This window comes from Aeromonas rivuli (genome assembly GCF_000820045.1).
In the GTDB taxonomy this organism is placed as follows: domain Bacteria; phylum Pseudomonadota; class Gammaproteobacteria; order Enterobacterales; family Aeromonadaceae; genus Aeromonas; species Aeromonas rivuli.
Genome location: NZ_CDBJ01000102.1, coordinates 1 through 17,392 on the forward strand (window position 1 = coordinate 1; position 17,392 = coordinate 17,392).

General features: G+C 52.0%; 12 protein-coding genes. 1 reads left to right on the forward strand and 11 read right to left on the reverse strand.

Translation table 11 applies throughout. The features are described 5' to 3' along the window. On the forward strand, positions 1 to 819 hold an 819-nt coding region (locus tag BN1130_RS22775), incomplete at its 5' end, for a hypothetical protein (protein ID WP_042044447.1). Between the two features lie 33 nt (positions 820 to 852). Here BN1130_RS22775 and BN1130_RS21220 read toward each other — a convergent pair. From BN1130_RS21220 to BN1130_RS21985, 11 genes are all read right to left on the reverse strand, one after another. Beyond that, the gene (locus BN1130_RS21220) at positions 853 to 1,254 is read right to left on the reverse strand and encodes a hypothetical protein (protein WP_128816563.1); all 402 of its coding nucleotides are present in this window, start codon (positions 1,252 to 1,254) and stop codon (positions 853 to 855) included. A gap of 1,874 nt (positions 1,255 to 3,128) precedes the next feature. Further along, positions 3,129 to 6,506: a MobF family relaxase gene (gene mobF, locus BN1130_RS21225; RefSeq protein WP_198135325.1), complete on the reverse strand. Its 3,378-nt coding sequence runs from the start codon at positions 6,504 to 6,506 to the stop codon at positions 3,129 to 3,131. 75 nt (positions 6,507 to 6,581) lie between these two features. Then, on the reverse strand, positions 6,582 to 8,765 hold the full coding sequence (locus BN1130_RS21230; protein WP_042044450.1) for a type IV secretion system DNA-binding domain-containing protein: 2,184 nt from the start codon (positions 8,763 to 8,765) through the stop codon (positions 6,582 to 6,584). Further along, positions 8,755 to 9,249, reverse strand: coding sequence for a hypothetical protein (locus BN1130_RS21235; RefSeq protein ID WP_042044451.1), 495 nt, complete (start codon positions 9,247 to 9,249; stop codon positions 8,755 to 8,757). Before BN1130_RS21235 ends, BN1130_RS21230 begins: the two co-directional genes overlap by 11 nt. Positions 9,250 to 9,872: 623 nt before the next feature. Further along, the gene (locus tag BN1130_RS21240) at positions 9,873 to 10,322 is read right to left on the reverse strand and encodes a hypothetical protein (RefSeq protein ID WP_042044452.1); all 450 of its coding nucleotides are present in this window, start codon (positions 10,320 to 10,322) and stop codon (positions 9,873 to 9,875) included. Between the two features lie 128 nt (positions 10,323 to 10,450). Then, positions 10,451 to 11,002, reverse strand: coding sequence for a hypothetical protein (locus tag BN1130_RS22500; RefSeq protein WP_157014148.1), 552 nt, complete (start codon positions 11,000 to 11,002; stop codon positions 10,451 to 10,453). 703 nt (positions 11,003 to 11,705) lie between these two features. Next, the gene (locus BN1130_RS21980; protein WP_042044453.1) at positions 11,706 to 12,350 is read right to left on the reverse strand and encodes a DNA methyltransferase; all 645 of its coding nucleotides are present in this window, start codon (positions 12,348 to 12,350) and stop codon (positions 11,706 to 11,708) included. A gap of 1,685 nt (positions 12,351 to 14,035) precedes the next feature. Next, entirely contained in the window at positions 14,036 to 15,481 is a 1,446-nt protein-coding gene (locus BN1130_RS21405; RefSeq protein ID WP_052448283.1) for a ParB/RepB/Spo0J family partition protein, read from the reverse strand. A gap of 93 nt (positions 15,482 to 15,574) precedes the next feature. Then, positions 15,575 to 16,774 carry a primase/helicase family protein gene (locus BN1130_RS21260; protein WP_042044455.1) on the reverse strand — a complete coding sequence of 400 codons (1,200 nt, stop codon included), beginning with the start codon at positions 16,772 to 16,774 and terminating at the stop codon, positions 15,575 to 15,577. Between the two features lie 59 nt (positions 16,775 to 16,833). Then, positions 16,834 to 17,103, reverse strand: a complete 270-nt coding sequence (locus BN1130_RS22505) for a hypothetical protein (protein ID WP_137736231.1) — start codon at positions 17,101 to 17,103, stop codon at positions 16,834 to 16,836. 155 nt (positions 17,104 to 17,258) lie between these two features. Next, a partial coding sequence (locus BN1130_RS21985; protein WP_157014149.1) for an integrase core domain-containing protein occupies positions 17,259 to 17,392 on the reverse strand: 134 nt, incomplete at its 5' end.

The window sequence follows — 17,392 nt, forward strand, 5'->3', positions numbered from 1 at the left end:
GCGCCCCTGGCCGCCGAGCACGCCCCTGCGGTACCCGCCAACGGTCAGCCGCAGCCGGTGGCCATTGACACACCGCAGCTCCGCACCGAACAACTCGCCGTGCCCCAGGCAGCAATTAGGCAGCCTGGACAGACTGATGGTGAGCGTGCATTTCTTGATAAAGGAAATGCAATGCAAACAGATTGGGAAAATAAGCTGAGCAGCTTTAGCGATTCCCCCATGATGGGAGATAGGAACAAAAGCGAAGGGGATAGAAATGAGACCAGTTCAATATTTAAAATGTCTCCTGATAAGGCTACAGAAAGTGATATTGAACAGAAATTGAAAGAAGCCAGAGATCCAGATAAATTTAACTTGCTTAAATCTGACCTTGACCACAATGCAGAAGAGAAAGTTCTTGTCCCTACCAAACCTAAACCTCAGCGGGAGTATGACTACCTGCTTGGCTCACGCCCTAAGCAGGAGCCGGGGACACCTGCGCTTCCTCGAGAGGAGGTCATTCAGCAAGCTGCGACCGAACGCACTGCTCATGCTGCTGCGCACCAGGTACAAGTACATCCAACAGTAAGCCCCGTCTCTGTCGCGGATCAGTTTAATCAACCGGTCCAGATGGGTAGCACGGCCTTCCCTACTCAGCAGCAAGATGTTAGAGGCATGGTCGAACAAGCTGTTGCAGCTCAACAACGTAATAGCAGTCCAGAAAACAGTGGGTTTGATATTTTTGGGGATAACTCTAAACATACATCCGATGCGAGACCAGCAGTAGAGATATCGCATGACTCAATAGTTAAAGAAGGCTCACCACTACCTAAGAGATAAAGAAAACCCGGCCAAGGCCGGGTTTTTTGTTCTTTACCTATGAAGATTTCTCTGCGTTTGTTCATGAAAATAATCATAAACACGGTCACCTGCACACCCCGCTCTACTAGAAAGAGAAGATGGCCCAGTGTTGTGTTCATCAACATCATCGTCTTGAACGTCATTCACCGTCTCTAAAAATGCGATTTCAAAATTTTTAGAAACAGAAGTTATCTCTTTCTCAGACAGTTTAATTAACACGTTATTTTTAGCGTAAGCATCATTTACTTCATGGTGCACATTGGCTATTGACAGGAGTAGGATGATTATTCCCACGCCCACAAAAAACACTGATATAAATCCGAGTGCCATAACTGAAAATGATAGAAGGTAATAGCGGAAAGCCCTGTCGCTTCCATAACCAATTTGCTGGTCAATCTCTATCTTACTCAACATATGGCCTCCCATTAATATCTAACCTTTAATATAATAGCAGATTTAAATTTGACAAAATAGTAATTTTATACAGTGTTAAACGTAGCTCGAAAATAGTATTTTCCTAATTATTGCAGGACTGCAAAGAGAATCGCCCCTTGCCCCCTAGAGCCCCGTTGTCGAGCAGGGCCACAGCTTTCCGAACCGGCCCCCCCACCAAGTGATGGTTCCTGCCTGCCGTCCCACCCGGGTACTCGGCCCAGCAGTGTTCCCACCGGTGATTCCTGCTCGGCAACGTCGCCGGCCAACAGGGTGTCTCGAACTGTTGCAGCACTGCAGCTTGCTCCTCCCCTCGATCACCCGCCCCCGGTGGGCCAGGCCGCCGGACCGGGCCGCCCACCAGGTGTTAGCCCCGGCGTGCCGCCGCGCCCGGGGACTTGGCCATGGCCCAGCAGCGCCCCACCAGTGACCCCAGCTCGGCAACGTCGCCGGCCGACAGAGCGCCGCGAGCGGTTGCAGCACTGCAGCTCACTCCTGCCTGCGATCACCCGCCCCCTGGGGGCCAGGCCGCCGGATCGGGTCGCCCACCAGGTGATGATCTCGGCGCACCGCCGCGCCCGGGGACTTGGCCATCGCCCAGCAGCACCCCACCGGTGACCCGAGCTCGGCAACGTCACCAGCCGATACAGCACCGCGAGCGGTTACAGCACTGCAGCTCGCTCCTGCCTGCGTTCACCCGCCCCTGGGGGCCAGGCCGCCGGATCGGGTCGCCCACCAGGTGATGATCTCGGCGCACCGCCACGCCCGGGGACTTGGCCATCACCCAGCAGCGCCCCACCGGTGACCCGAGCTCGGCAACGTCGCCGGCCGACACTGCACCGCGAGCGGTTGCAGCACTGCAGCTCGCTCCTACCCGCGATCACCCGCCCCTGGGAGCCAGGCCGCCGGACCGGGCCGCCCACCAGGTGATGACCCCTGCCTGCCGTCCAGCCCGGGGACTTGGCCATGGCCCAGCAGCGCCCCACCGGTGACCCCTGCTCGGCAACGTCGCCGGCCGACACTGCACCGCGAGCGGTTGCAGCACTGCTGCGCGTTCCTGTCGATCCCGGCGCACCGCCACGCCCGGGGACTTGGCCATGGTCCAGCAGCACGCCCACCGGATCTGATCTCGCACCACCTGGGAGAGGCTGGGGCTGCCGGCCAGCGGGGTGCCTCGAGCGGTTGCAGCACTGCAGCGCGCTCCTGCCTGCGATCACCCGCCCCTGGGAGCCAGGCCGCCGGACCGGGCCGCCCACCAGGTGATGGCCCCTGCCTGCCGTCCTGCCCGGGGACTTGGCCATGGCCCAGCCGCGCCCCACCGGTGACCCCTGCTCGGCAACGTCGCCAGCCGACACTGCACCGCAAGCGGTTGCAGCACTGCTGCGCGTTCCTGTCCGCGATCACCCGCCCCTGGGAGCCAGGCCGCCGGACCGGGTAGCCCAGCAGGTGATGACCCCTGTCTGCCGTCCCGCCCGGGGACATGGCCATGGCCATGGCCCAGCAGCACGCCTGCCGGATCAGATCTCGCACCACCGCGGAGAGGTAGGGGTGGGCTGACCAGCGGGGTGCCCCGAGCAGTTGCAGCACTGCAGCTCGCTCCTGCCTGCGATCACCCGCCCCTGGGAGCCAGGCCGCCGGACCGGGTAGCCCAGCAGGTGATGACCCCTGTCTGCCGTCCCGCCCGGGGACATGGCCGTGGCCCAGCAGCGCCCCACCGGTGACCCCAGCTCGGCAACGTCGCCGGCCGACACTGCACCGCAAGCGGTTGCAGCACTGCAATGCCCCCTCCCCTCGATCACCCACTTCAGGAACCAGAATGTGTATTTAAAAATGAAAAAGGGCCTTTCGGCCCAATGTTAAATATCAAGGTCTATTTCATGCTTTGGTGAGCTATAAGTCTTCTGAGTCTCTATAGGTTTATCATTCCCTGGTGAAACAGGCATACTCATTAATTCCTCAGCAAAATAATGCGATAGACTCTTATTAACTGTTTCTTTTGATAACCCAACTTCCATAAGCCTTTCATGTGCCTCCACAAGCGACATATCCCCTTTTGAAAGCATAGCGGTTACGTCCTTAAGATGCTGATCTTGTCCTTTTAACTCCAGGTCTGTTTTATTGTGATTAGCCTCGGAATTTTTTGCAGATACTATTGCCGCTTCGATTATATCCGGGTTTTCGCCAACTGCCCTAATATACCTCTGAGCCATAGCTCTATCGCCGTTGAGTTCGGCCACTAACGAGACATATACGGTTTTCAAATCTACGCCATGCATTGCCACCAGTTCCCTTAGGTCGGACAACGTTGTCATATTTAGCGGGCGATTATTATTCCCGAACATTTCAAGAGCGGCTTCAGATTCATACTTTGTATTTTCAATACGATTAACAACCTTGTCTTTATCATTAACAACCAATATATGTTCATTTACAGCTCGAGATGTCTGCACCATGGCTAAACTAATAGACAGTAACCGGTTGTTTGAATGCATGCACGATATCACCTTATCTGCCTTACCCCCCTGAACAGAATGGGTCGTGGCCGCATAGGCGTAATCAAGATGCCTGTTCCTATAGTCCGTCAGCGTTATGCTTCGTTCCACCCCGGCCTCATCTAGGAACTTAAGCCCCCCCTCCTCAACCCCCTGAACCACGATCTTCTCAGAGTTCACCATGCCGCGCGACAGGTCATTCCTCCTCCAGCGAAGTACATCCCCCTGTCCCACCTCGATCATGCGAGATTCAAAAATCTCAACCATCCCACCGCCTAGGTCAGGGAATTTATCAGGTGATATGATTAACTGGCCTTTACCATCTTGAGATGTCAGCAAAAGTTTTCTCTCACCCTCAACATATATGTCGTTTCTGCTCACGACATAGTAGCTGCCCACTTTTATATCATTTGTTTTATCGTTAAAGTTAAATCTAATAACATCGTTCTGGTTGTACTTTTGAGAGAGTCTCATCTCTGCGTTTGTTAAACCTTTCCCTTTAAATACTGACATTTTTACGGTGTCTTCAGACACTTCTCCAAGCTCTATTCTTCGTGCATGAACCTCTGCATTTGCCTGTTGAGCCTCTTTGTTAGTGGTCACAATCAGGTAGGTATTATCACGTTGAAGCTTATCTCCTTCAAAGTACAAGTCTACCGCGTGTGATACCATTTCCTCTTGTGTTGCGGGATCACGACCGACCCTTGGAACTTCTCTAACATCTGATTTTTCAAATGCTGGCCTCACTCGCCGATCTAATAAATCATAAACAGCTTGTTTAATGTTTTCGTTCTTTTGTCGAAGAATTTTGGTTAATTCAGCTTTCTCTGCCCTATGGTCTTGTGCTTGTGCGAATGGCTTTCCCGCATCAACAGATTCTAACTGTTTTCTGTCTCCTGATAGCACTAATCTTGTTTCGGTTGCTTCCGCGATTTGCAAAAGCTCATTAAACCGTAGTGTGTCCACAAAGCTCCCTTCGTCGACGATCAAAACACTAGGCCTGAAATCTGGGGAGCGTTTTAGCTCACTGATAGCCAAGTCTCTATCTGCATTTCGCTCCAAAAAGTGGCGGTTTTCCAGTAGGTAAGCTTGCAGAGTCGTTGACTCTATACCGGAGTCGGCTTGTAGCTGCTTCGCAGCGGTAGCCGAAGCAGATACACCATTGACCCTGAATCCCCTAGACTCGATTATCTCCTTCCCGGCAGCCATCATCACTGTTTTCCCTACCCCAGGGTTCCCCTGCAAGACAACAAGAGAATCTTCAGCGTTTAGAATGGTGCTTAAAGCAGCAACATGATCGTCTAGCAGGCGATAGCGTGCCTGGACACCTTCGAGCTGCTCCCCTCCTCCTATTGGGTGCACGGAGTTCTTCGCCATTTCAACTCTGAGCATATTGTCTTGCTCCAGAGCGAGCATTTCTCTTGTAGTTACTCGACTAACGTCTCTTTGGCCTGGGATTAGATCTCCAGATTGGATTAACTTGCTGTATTCCTCTTGAAGAGCACGTTCCGTCAGCATGCCTATGCCGATCGACCTTGCAGACGAGATGATGTCTTTGATCTCGAAGGTAGCCTCACGCTGTGATAGATGCTCGATAGACAACTTGAGGGCCTTTTGCGCTTCTATTACAGGATCAACCTCGATGCCTGAACGTTGACGCACGCGTGACTGTTCCTTCAATGCTTGAAGAGAGCCCAGTTCGTGGCCGGTTTCTTGGTACCACTTTTGCTGTAGTTCTTGATAGGGGAGCTTTGATTTTGCTTCTCTGGTCATCCGATTCGCTATCTCGGCATCCCTTGGTCCTTCCATCCCACGCTCAGCCATGGCCTCTTTGATTTGATCTCTGCGCTTTGAAAATGCGTTTATCAGACGATCAGAAACCCCCGCGATCTCGAACTCAGCATTCTTACCGATTGCCTTTACTACATACCCGAGTTCTGTCAGCTTTCGAGCAAGCATGATGCTGTAGACTTCGCCATAACGCCCTTTACTGTCATCCCAGAGATTGGTGAAGTCTAAGCTCCCCCAATGTCCGTCAGGCCGCTGTGTCATATTGATGATGTTGCTGTGAGTGTGGAGGTTTGGATCACCTGCTCTCGATGTTGTGTGTGTCATGAGAGCTGCGGCTATGTTGCTCGTTTTCACGGGCACTCTCATGCCCGAATCATAAACCCTGGTCGTAGCATCTTTCTCAACCTTGGCCATAACCTCCATCACAGCTTCCATATGGGCTTTCACTATTCGCTCGTCACCAGCCACAAGCGCCATAATCGACACTGACTTTGGTGGGGTGAATGTGTAATCGATGCCTGGGCGCCGCTCTACCTCCCCGTTCCTGATCCTGCCTAACTGCTCACCCGTTGGAGTAACTCCGTCCAGAAGTCGCTTATAGTCCTCGACTTTGACGCGGCCACTGAGCCCCATTTTCGCAGCAGCCTCACCTACCCACATCGAGTTGTATATTTGCTTTCCAGGATGTTCTGCCTCATTGAGGCCTGGTCGGCCGGTGGTTCCATCACTCTTCTCAGGGACCGGTTTCTCCTTGTCATCAGGATGCACACCAGCCGCCCTTTCTGAACCCGTTTGCTTATCTACAGCAGCTTCATTTTTAGTTCCAGCTGGGTTTTCATCTTTACTACTACCAGTACCACCACTTATCACTTCATCTTCTTGAAGAATTGGGGTTTTGCCTGTGCTTACATCAGGCAATAATTCTTCTGGCATTATATCTGGGGCATCCATGTAGTAATCATCACCTAATGCCGCATACTGAGCGGCACCGGATGCAGATGTCATGTTTGATAAAGATAGCATTGGCTATATCTCCAAGTCCGGTTCTGAAAGTGATCTTGTCTGCTTGTCATCCAGGCTTCTCACTTCATCATTACCTGTTTCAGCTTCATGCAGAGGCTCAAGTGTTGTGACCTCAAGATACTGACCATCGGCATGTGCAATTATCTCCGCAGCTTCTGAACCGGTAAGCACTAGCGTCAAAGCCTCATTATCACTACTCCCACTTACACTTTCTTTTTCGGTAAATGGACTCATAAATTTGGGGTCAAACAATGGCTTCTGCATTTGCAGTTCTGCAACTTCTGTTTTGTCCCTCCTCACAGTTTGAGGCTTCTTAGGTAATTGCTTGGCTCGAGGCGGAACAATACCCTCAACGTCAACAGGCTTGGGCTGTCTGGCATGTTCATTGTTTTCTGTACTTTGGTGGCTTTGATCATCAATGAACGTCAGATGTCCGAATGCAAGGTGAGACAAATCTCTTTCTTTAAATGGGCTTGCAATCTCATCTCGATGTTTGTAAGGAATATAAAGTTGTGTAACTGGAATTGACCCCCCTGCCATTTTTACGAAGCAATTGTGTGGTTCAAGGTTCATAATCATGCTAGGAGGAACGACCTCTCTTTTTTTGGTGTCCGGGCTTACCGTAACGCCATCTCTTAATGATGACCCCCCAAAGCTTTTAGTTGTCTCCATTTCTTTTACTTCAGTCTCACTGAAGTTCTTACTTAACCAAGAAGCTGTTTGCTCATCAGGTGTTTGATATGCAACCCTGGTTCCTAGCAATCCACTTATCGTGGTTGCTCCTGTTTCCCGATAGATTGTCCTTAATTGAGCCTGAAGCTGATAACTAATTACAAATACAATGCCAAACTGCCTTAATTCTGCAAGCCCATCGGTAAACGCCGGTATGAAGTTCAAAGACTGTACTTCATCAAGTATGATGAATATTCGTCTATTTCTATCTTGATCAAGCATCATGCATGCTTTTATTACCACTTCAATCATTGCGGTAAAAAGCGGCTTAACCGTTGTATGTATGTCTCCCCTCGATGTTAGAAATAACCATCCAGAACCACCAGACACCCATTCTTTAAAACTAAAAAGATCTTCATATGGCACATCATCAAAGACATAGTTCATTGACTTAATATAGGCAGTAAGCACGGAGCGAATTGACTCAGATGTTTTAGGGTTCTTTTCGTCAATTAAAGCACCAGCAGGTGTACCTTTGAGGAGCTTGGCAATATCGGCCAACGAAAGGCTATAAAGAGTCTGTAGCAGATCTTTTGTCTTCAACCTGTTTTCATGTCTAAACTTTGCCGCAGTTACCGCCAATATTGTCCTTGCCCCCAAGACCCAATATGGATCTTTGTTGGAATCTTCCTGCATGGGTATCATTGCTTGTGCAATTGACTCATATTCATGAATTGCATGTGCATCAGCATGTATATTCCACCCAACCGACCGCTCATCAAAAGGAGTGACAATCCTATCTATCTTTTCGTCATAGTAATACTTTATAAAGGAACGCTGCTTATCGTAAATGATAGCTCTGTCCCCATTGGCCCTTATTTCATCAAGCAAGGCACAAATAGTTTGCGACTTACCTTGCCCTTGCGCACCCGTAATTTGAATGCTGAAAGTTTCAGTGTTGTGAAGGAAAGGTATACCACCAATATGGTATCTTGATACATACCCAACCCTAGCATTCATCACCTCAATAAGATTTATTACTTTCCGAGAATCTGGCTCCAAGGGAATGCCATTAATCACCTCACGCCTCATTGTTTCCCTACCATATCTTATGAAATAAAATATGAGTAGCAGCACTAATAAAACAAATAGACCTGCCCCAATGAGCATTCCACTTTCGATGAGCGCCATAACGTAATCAAAATTATCAGACACTCTTTTGTTGTTTATAACATCAACAACTCTAACTATTCTCTTGTCTCCATTTGGTGTAATGAACTCCATGGTATCTTTAGGGTTGGGATGAAAATACACCGTAGTCTTTAACGCTGTCCCAAACAAGTATCGTTGATAGTCGTCAGTTCCCAGCATGTATCGTGCATAGACGGTTGCTATAAACACTATCACACCAAAGAATGCTGCTGTTTTTATAACTTGAGCCAGCATCGTGAACTTATGCTGGACAATCTGCCCACCACGAACTAGCTCTTCCGACCTGGTATTATTACCCGACATTCTCCCCCCTTGCTCTCTTTAGGAATTCATGCGATACCTTTTTTCCTTCCTCAAAAACCCTTTGCCCGTCGATTCCATTTGTATTGAGATTTGGATTAGAAAAAATCAAATCGCCAAGTCCAGCCCTCATGAAATGAGTAATCTGGAACAACATCCTTATAACAAGTGCCATATCGCTATCCGCCCGACCGGCCATAGCGTTTAAATCCTCAAGGGCTCTAATAACAACCTCATCTGCATTGGCTTCAATTGCTTTAAATGGGATTGAAGGCTGGAGCGATATGAACTCTGATAGTGACAAATCCCCTTTCAAGTCATACCGCAATCTGAACCTAACAGCGTCCTTTATCCAGTCACTCAAGGTCTCACTGTCCGTTCTGGACATGTGCTGGATCATCTCAGGAGCCAAGCCCCTAAACTTCACTGTCATCGCCTCGGTTTCCAGGAACCTACGATGCCTAACCTGGATGTCTTTCTGCCTCACTTATCACCTCGCGTAACGTTCCTCACGTTACGCGATAATAGCATTATCAGCACACCAAGACACTATCGTAACCTCAATAATGCATTTAACGCAACCCATACATGGGTTCTCATGGGCTATAGTGTAACTTTCGCGTAACCCGCCCTCTAGGCCAGACGTAGCAGGGGATTCAGCCGAAAGAACCCCTTGCACCAGCCGGTGCGTAGGGTGTGCCCTTTTTCCTCCCCTGCCGCGAGGCTTCCTTCCAGGGTCGAACGGTGTACCTCTAAGTGCTTTTAAGGGTGTAACGGCGTTAAAATGTTTTAATAAAGCCACGCGGCGAATGAGTGTAAAAACTATTTGCATCAAATGGTATTACGTGCAAAATATAACAGCCCAATCGAGGCTACTTATAAAAATTCGGGATAGTCCTATGCAACACCAACAGTTTCAGGCTGCGGATTCGCTTATTCGGGAGTTAGGTAACTACCTAACGGGTACACAGGGAGGCGGTTATAGAATTGTTAATCTCGGTGAGGTGAGGCGGACTGATAAGGTAGATGGTGCGTTACTGATAGTGTCGGACGATGTGGTTACGATACGAAGGGCGTGCAATAAAAAAGGGGCTTAGCGCCCCTTTAAATTTACTCCCACTTCCAGGGAGCCCCTTCTGTTCTTGTGGTGCCCCACATCTGGTTGTATTTTCCCTCCCCGGTTCTTAGTCCATATTCCCATGCGGCCATTGTATTCCAACCCTGCTCCAAACCCCTTATCCGCTTTAGCACCTCGTTGAAACAACTTATCTTGGCTTGAGACATGCGCACCGAACAATGCAGTGCTGCAATCGGCTTTCCGGCAGCCAAATAGAATCCGAGCACCTCACCAGCAAAGATGATCATATTCAATGCACTATCGCTTGCTTTCACCAGGTGAGCGGGTATTGGGTGAGTGAGTTGTTTCGATTCGCGGAGTTCAAATAACAGCAGTTCCGCGCTTGCAACGTTGAGCAGAGCGGTATCTATTGCGGTTGGAAAATTCACATCAGGAAATTCTGGAGATCTCAGGGGCTTGATACTAAAAATAATTTGATTCATTGCTTCATCCTCGGGCCACGCACCCCGGCCATCGGGTTCGAGATAATCCGTCTCGACGAGATATATTATATAACAACGACGGTTGTATTTACATATAAAATGGGGTTAAAAACCGCATTTCTTTCAATTCATTTCTCTTCTTCAAGCCTGAACCACATCCAGCGCTCGAATGCGAATTTAAATATTTCATCTATCAACTTTCTTGGCAAGGGGATTGAAATTTCATCCCCATGATTTACAGATAGATTATTTATATGTTCCCACGCAGATTTCACATCATCACTTTTGCAATAATTATCTGAACACCAACCAATATCATATTCTAAATCCATATCATAAGAATAGTCACATCCATAACTACCGATTACAGAGACATGATAAGTTGCTTCGTGTTTTTTCGTTCCGATGCAGCCAACCTCTCCGTTATTTTCCAAGTACGTGTATAACACTTCAGTTTCCATCTGCTGCTTTGATACACGAACCTTCAGCTTTCCGTACAATGACATTTCAATATCAAATGAAGTGTCTTCTATTCTTGTATTGTGAAACTCAACTGCTGTTTCATAATCACCGTCAAACTCTACATACGTTCTTTTTGAATTGAAACTAGCAATCAAAAGCCCAGTGTTATTATTCAGATTAACTGATGGCATAGTTGAGGTGGAAAGCACTGTATTCATATTATCTCCTAATCGCCACGCCCCGGCGCCGGTTTATCAACTTGATGTATTATACCACGGTGGTTATATGTGGCAATTAATTGCAGTGCTGCAATTAAATTATGATGCTTAGTTTTTCACATATGCAAACGAGCGCGCGCAGCGCAAGCGAGTATAAGGCCGCACAACGTTGCCGATATTCGGGAAAGTGGTAGGTCGGCCGAAACTTCTTTGGAGTGTTTATCTGGGGCTTGCCCCCCCCCTTTCCTGCTAAACCGTCTTTGCGGCCCGGGAACGTTCCGCCACTTCGGAGAGGGTGGGTCCGCTTGCGGACAACGATATTAAGGCTGCATTCATTTAGGCATCCGGCCCTAGCGATAGCCCGAGACCGGAACGGGCTCGGCGAGTCTGCGGCCGGCGAAGCCGACCGCATAGACGAGTGGGACGGACGAGCGCTTTAGCGCGAGCCGAAGGGGCCCCCTCTTATTCCCCCACTTTTTTCATCCAGACAGGAACTAAGAATGCTAATTCTCTCGTAGGCACATGTAATGTCGCGTTCGATTATCACAACTTGTTGCCTTAACAAATTACCAATAACACGCTCCTTATTATCCAAGCTTGATAAATCAGCCTTGTTGAAAGCTTTCATTTAATTAATAAGCAGTCCAAATAAATTCGTGATACGCCTAATTTTTTCTGAATCCGAATGTTTCATATGTTCTACCTATGCAGCTTGCTTTTTTGCGAATGGTAAAAGCCTGCCAATTGCCTCTTTATGATATTGAGGTAGTAACTCTACGCCTATAAATCGGCGGCCAAGTTCTGCGGCGGCAACGCATGTAGAACCTGAACCTGCAAATGGGTCTAAGACAATATCCCCTGGTCTCGTGAATGCCTCTATTATCGGCGCCAAGGTTGAAACCGGCTTTTCTGTAGGGTGATGCCGATTCCCTGAATATTCCCATTCAAGCACATCCGGGATTGGCGCTTCTGGCAACGGTGGTTTGCCCTTGGCCAGCAAATATGCACATTCATGTCTATAGCCGACAAAAGTGGCCTTTGATGAGTAGGGCTTTGTGAACACCAGGTGCCCCACAATTCGGAACCCGGCAGTTTTCCAAGCGTTCACGAACTTATCGACACGATTCCATCCATAAAAGCTGACGGCCAGGCTATTTGGTTTGAGAACCCTATACATCTCCTTGCTAGCAGGAACTAGCCATTCATCGCTTTTATCGTTGGCGATTTCCCGCCCGGCTCTGTCTTTGAATCCAACTAAATACGGGGGATCCGTGAGGATAAAGTCGATTGCTCCAGTTGGTATCTTCCCCATTACGTCTATGCAATCACCCAAGACCATTCTTGACATAGCTCACCTCGTCCAATGAGGCCGCGGGAGTAACCGGAATGGTTAGCTTGCCCTGCTGCCTGATGCCACGAGGCAAGGGCCGAAAGCGTGTCAAGCAGACCGTGGAATACCGAGTCGCTCGCGACGAGGATATGCCGCGAAAGCTGCTTGAAGGGCGTAGCCCGGCGCGCTCATTTCGGCCCTTGCAGAATGGCATCAGGCAGCAGGGCCCCAGCGAGGGTGAACGAAACACAGCTGCTCATGGGGTAGATCACCGGCTGGCGAGTGCGTGACAGCCGCCGGAGGCGGTCTGGCAGTGCTCGCAGCACGGCACCGCCTGCAGCTCTACCTGGAGCGCCCTAGGCGCCCAGCAGGGGGCCGGTACCCATGGGGTAGATCACCGGCAGGCGAGCGCGTGGCAGCCGCCGGAGGCGGTCTGGCCGAGCTCGCGGCGCGGCCCCCACCTGCAGCGCTACCAGGAACGCTCTGAGCGCCCGACAGGGGCGCGGGTCCCCATGGATGGGGATCTCCAGCGGCGAGCGCGTGGCAGCCGCCGGAGGCGGTCTGGCCGAGCTCGCGGCGCGGCCCCTACCTGCAGCGCTATCAGGAACGCTCTGAGCGCCCGGCAGGGGCGCGGGTACCCATCCAGCGGCGAGCGCGTGGCAGCCGCCGGAGGCGGTCTGGCCGAGCTCGCGGCGCGGCCCCCACCTGCAGCGCTACCAGGAACGCTCTGAGCGCCCGGCAGGGGCGCGGGTACCCATGGATGGGGATCTCCAGCGGCGAGCGCGTGGCAGCCACCGGAGGCGGTCTGGCCGAGCTCGCGGCGCGGCCCCACCTGCAGCGCTACCAGGAACGCTCTGAGCGCCCGACAGGGGCGCGGGTCCCCATCCAGCGGCGAGCGCGTGGCAGCCGCCGGAGGCGGTCTGGCCGAGCTCGCGGCGCGGCCCCCACCTGCAGCGCTACCAGGAACGCTCTGAGCGCCCGACAGGGGCGCGGGTCCCCATGGATGGGGATCTCCAGCGGCGAGCGCGTGGCAGCCGCCGGAGGCGGTCTGGCCGAGCTCGCGGCGCGGCCCCTACCTGCAGCGCTATCAGGAACGCTCTGAGCGCCCGGCAGGGGCGCGGGTACCCATGGATGGGGATCTCCAGCGGCGAGCGCGTGGCAGCCGCCGGAGGCGGTCTGGCCGAGCTCGCGGCGCGGCCCCACCTGCAGCGCTACCAGGAACGCTCTGAGCGCCCGACAGGGGCGCGGGTACCCATGGATGGGGATCTCCAGCGGCGAGCGCGTGGCAGCCGCCGGAGGCGGTCTGGCCGAGCTCGCGGCGCGGCCCCTACCTGCAGCGCTATCAGGAACGCTCTGAGCGCCCGGCAGGGGCGCGGGTACCCATGGATGGGGATCTCCAGCGGCGAGCGCGTGGCAGCCGCCGGAGGCGGTCTGGCCGAGCTCGCGGCGCGGCCCCACCTGCAGCTCTACCTAGAGCGCCCTAGGCGCCCGACAGGGGCACGGGTACCTATGGATGGGGATCTCCAGCGGCGAGCGCGTGGCAGCCGCCGGAGGCGGTCTGGTCGAGCTCGCGGCGCGGCCCCCACCTGCAGCGCTATCAGGAACGCTCTGAGCGCCCGGCAGGGGCACGGGTACCCATGGGGATCGCCTGCGAAATGAAACGAAAAAAGCCCCCCTTGCGGGAGGCTTTTGCAGTACTGCAATCAGTGCCGAATTGCAGGCAAGTTACAGGTTTTCTGTGCTCGTATGGTCATTACTGCTGACATCAGCTGGTCTGATAGGAAATCGGCCATATCTACCGTCAGAACTTTTTTCACGCCATCGATCACCAGTTCAACACCATCCGGTACAGCTTGTACCGCGATAGAAGCCGGCACCGCGACGAGAGGAGCTGGCAGCGGCTGGTCTTCATTGCTGCTGGCATCCTTGGTGCTGATATCAGATGCCGCCCCCTGAAGAATGGTGACAACGTTGGTGCTGGCGGGTTCTTGTGTGGTTTTCTCACGCTCCCCCGCTTCCTCAGATTCATCCCCAGTTCCGGTACCAGTTTGCACTTCTGCTGATTGGTTCAAACTTCTGGATTCTTCGAGACGGGCTTGCGCTTGAGCGAGTCTTTCTGCTTCAACCCTTGACCGTTCAGTATTCAAATCAGCAGGCTCTATCTCGGCAAGATCGGCAGCCCACATCATGAGGCTTTTGTAACACCGCAGCTCAACTTTAGACCTTGTATTTACTGCTTCGTCTAAAGCGCGCTTGTAAAGAATCTCAGCCGCCTTCTTGATCGCTTCCTCACGTGTAGCACAGCGGTAGCTCTCATGATCCGTTAACGGGCCACTAGAGTTTCCGCCATTACATTTCCAAATCCAGCCTGATTCAATTTCCATCACACAGACCAACCCATATCCATATGCTCCGTTACCAGCGGGAGGAGCGGAATGGACAAGGCGTTCACCATCGTACTCGCTGTAAACACCATGGGCATTCGGCAGGGGCAGCTTTTTCCCTTTCTCGGACTCCCACTTGGCAATAGCCAACTGACGGGCTGTGTGTCGCTCGAGATTATTCGGCGCGGTCCCGGCTTCAATCTCACTGGCCACCCGCTCGAAGCGTTCAGGATCCAACTGGCTGATTGCAACGAGAGCAGAGAGTGTATTGATGTTGGTAACGGCCCCGTTCTTGGTCAATTCAGTGATCCGCGGATCACAAGAGTTGAGTCGCAGGATTCTTGACCAGTAGGTAGAATTTCGACCAAAGGCCGCCACCAAATCCTTCTGCACTCGCTTAGAGCCATCAGGATTAGCTTCAGACAGCCAGTTTTGCGCTGCCTGAGCATATTCGAATGGAGTAAGGTCTTGCCGTTGCAGGTTCTCTGCAGCTTGGATCGCTCTGATATCGACCGCATCTCCTTCTTTCACCATACGGAAGGGGAGGACATCCAGTTTGGCTAACTTCGCTGCTCGCCAGCGGCGCTCCCCAGCGACAATCAGGTACTCACCTTCGCGCTTCGGATGGGGGCGCACAACGATCGGCTGAATAAGACCATGGCGCAGAATGGATTTAGACAACTCACGCAGTGAGTCCATATCGAAAGTCTTGCGCGGTTGTTCAGGGTCACGGTGAAAAAGAGTAATTGCAGCTTGCTGTTCCATATACAAAATCTCCTATGGCCACGCACCCCGGCCGACGGGTTCGGTATCACTTACCGACTCACATATAATAGCAGATTTTTCACAACTAACAAGTTATATTAGGCAGAAAATACCAGCTACGCTCTGGCAGAATTCGGTGTCCAGATAAGTTCCTTCGCTCAACTGGCGCCTGACTTCATCGATCCCCCCCAAGAGGTAAAGATCATCGCCGTCCGTAGGCTCCCCTTCGGTCATTGAAAACTGAGGCACAAGCACCTTTGTTTTGAGGATTGCTGCCGCTTCACACGCCTTATGCACCCCTTTGTTGCCATGCTCAGGGACATAGCGGTCGTTGTCGGCCACTACAATACACAGCTCATCTGGCGCATGTTGAGCAAAGGATTCAGCCACAGCGGGCAAGTTATCGGCGAACAGCGCAGCTTCAACACGCCAGCCGGTAGCCTTGTGCAGAGCGCCGCCAGTAGCAACCCCTTCACATAGCAGTTTCGGGGCTGGACGGCTCGAGCTCCCTATTGATACATATGACCCCATTGGGTTTAGCCCTTTGGGGAGGAATTTTCCGCCATCGGCCTGAATTCGAGTGTATCCCCTAAATCTCTTCTCGATGTCCGTGGTCGCGATTGCAACAAAATCCATCCTTGACCCACCCCAACCAGCCAGGCACTCGACCTCCTCTCCCTTTCTCACCCTGGCATGACCACAGCGCATTGGGAGTACACGATGCAGGCCATCGAGGCCTTTACGGGACCAGTATGGGAATTTTTCAGACGGCATCATCAAGGGCCATGCATCAAACTGTTCCTTGCAGGAGGAGAGGGCCACTTCTTGGGCATGTGCATCCTGTGTGCTTAACCCAACATGATGGGGGGATTTGTCTTTATGACCGGGCTTCGATATCGGATGCCCATTCCGCCAGTTATTGAATTCATCCCACAGCGCATCATATCCGTTCCACTTGCCTTCAAAGTTCACGCTGTTCCTATAGTTCCTAAAGCTCACGACCGGAACCAGTAACCTTTCGGACGCTGCGCGGTTCAGTTTGTTCATAACTTCCGAGGTGTATACGGTAACAATGACCCGCCCTTTGTCTTCTTTGGAGGCGTAACTCAGTGCCTCCCCTCGATGGCGTAAGCTCTCCCTGGGAAATGGAGAGACAGTGATGTTGCACTGGTCCCAGACCAGATTGGCCGCTGCAGCCAGGTTCGCCAATTTCCCCCATTGGGATTCAAGGAAACGAGCCGGATCACTCCCCCAATGTTCTTGGTAAAAATCACCCAGTGTCATTTTTTTCATTGCAACAGTCCTTCTCAGCCCTGATGTGGGGCGATTGGCTCGCCCCACAAATTACACGCTTACACCTCGATAATGAACCCATTGGTGCACCACTTAACCTCACCGCAACGGTCGCGGTTGTTTTCGCAGAACCCTTGCCAATGCACACCGAGGCGATCTGCATTGGTACAGGTAAAGTCGAGGCGGTTGATGCCTGTCCGACCGGTCATTGCAAACGCAACTGGGCGCAACTGGCGCGATTCCTGTACGGCTTCGCGGACTACATAGAGGGAGCATTTCCCGCGAGAGGAAGTGCCTATCTGTTCAAATATTTGGATGGGGTCGTTCATTTCATATCCTCAGGCCACGCACCTCGGCCGACAGGGTCAGCAATAATCGCTGACCAGAATATAATAGCAGACTTGGAACAAATTGCAAGGTATTTGCAGTACTGCATGTCTAGTCCTGAAATAGGTTTACACATTTTCGTCTAGCTTCACGCGACTCAGAACCCCCGATGCACCGCATCGGGGGTTCTGTATTTCAAGGCATGATGCGGCCGCTCCAGGTTGTAAATATCTACCGCCTCGCGCACCATCTCCCGCGCTTGCGCCAGGTCCTGCGGGCTTTGCAACAACA

Excerpts from the sequence above, each read along its gene's own strand:
- BN1130_RS21220 (WP_128816563.1), bottom strand. The coding sequence starts at position 1,254 with ATGTTGAGTAAGATAGAGATTGACCAGCAAATTGGTTATGGAAGCGAC.
- mobF (WP_198135325.1), bottom strand. The coding sequence starts at position 6,506 with ATGGATGCCCCAGATATAATGCCAGAAGAATTATTGCCTGATGTAAGC.
- BN1130_RS21230 (WP_042044450.1), bottom strand. The coding sequence starts at position 8,765 with ATGTCGGGTAATAATACCAGGTCGGAAGAGCTAGTTCGTGGTGGGCAG.
- BN1130_RS21240 (WP_042044452.1), bottom strand. The coding sequence starts at position 10,322 with ATGAATCAAATTATTTTTAGTATCAAGCCCCTGAGATCTCCAGAATTT.
- BN1130_RS22500 (WP_157014148.1), bottom strand. The coding sequence starts at position 11,002 with ATGAATACAGTGCTTTCCACCTCAACTATGCCATCAGTTAATCTGAAT.
- BN1130_RS21980 (WP_042044453.1), bottom strand. The coding sequence starts at position 12,350 with ATGTCAAGAATGGTCTTGGGTGATTGCATAGACGTAATGGGGAAGATA.
- BN1130_RS21405 (WP_052448283.1), bottom strand. The coding sequence starts at position 15,481 with ATGGAACAGCAAGCTGCAATTACTCTTTTTCACCGTGACCCTGAACAA.
- BN1130_RS21260 (WP_042044455.1), bottom strand. The coding sequence starts at position 16,774 with ATGAAAAAAATGACACTGGGTGATTTTTACCAAGAACATTGGGGGAGT.
- BN1130_RS22505 (WP_137736231.1), bottom strand. The coding sequence starts at position 17,103 with ATGAACGACCCCATCCAAATATTTGAACAGATAGGCACTTCCTCTCGC.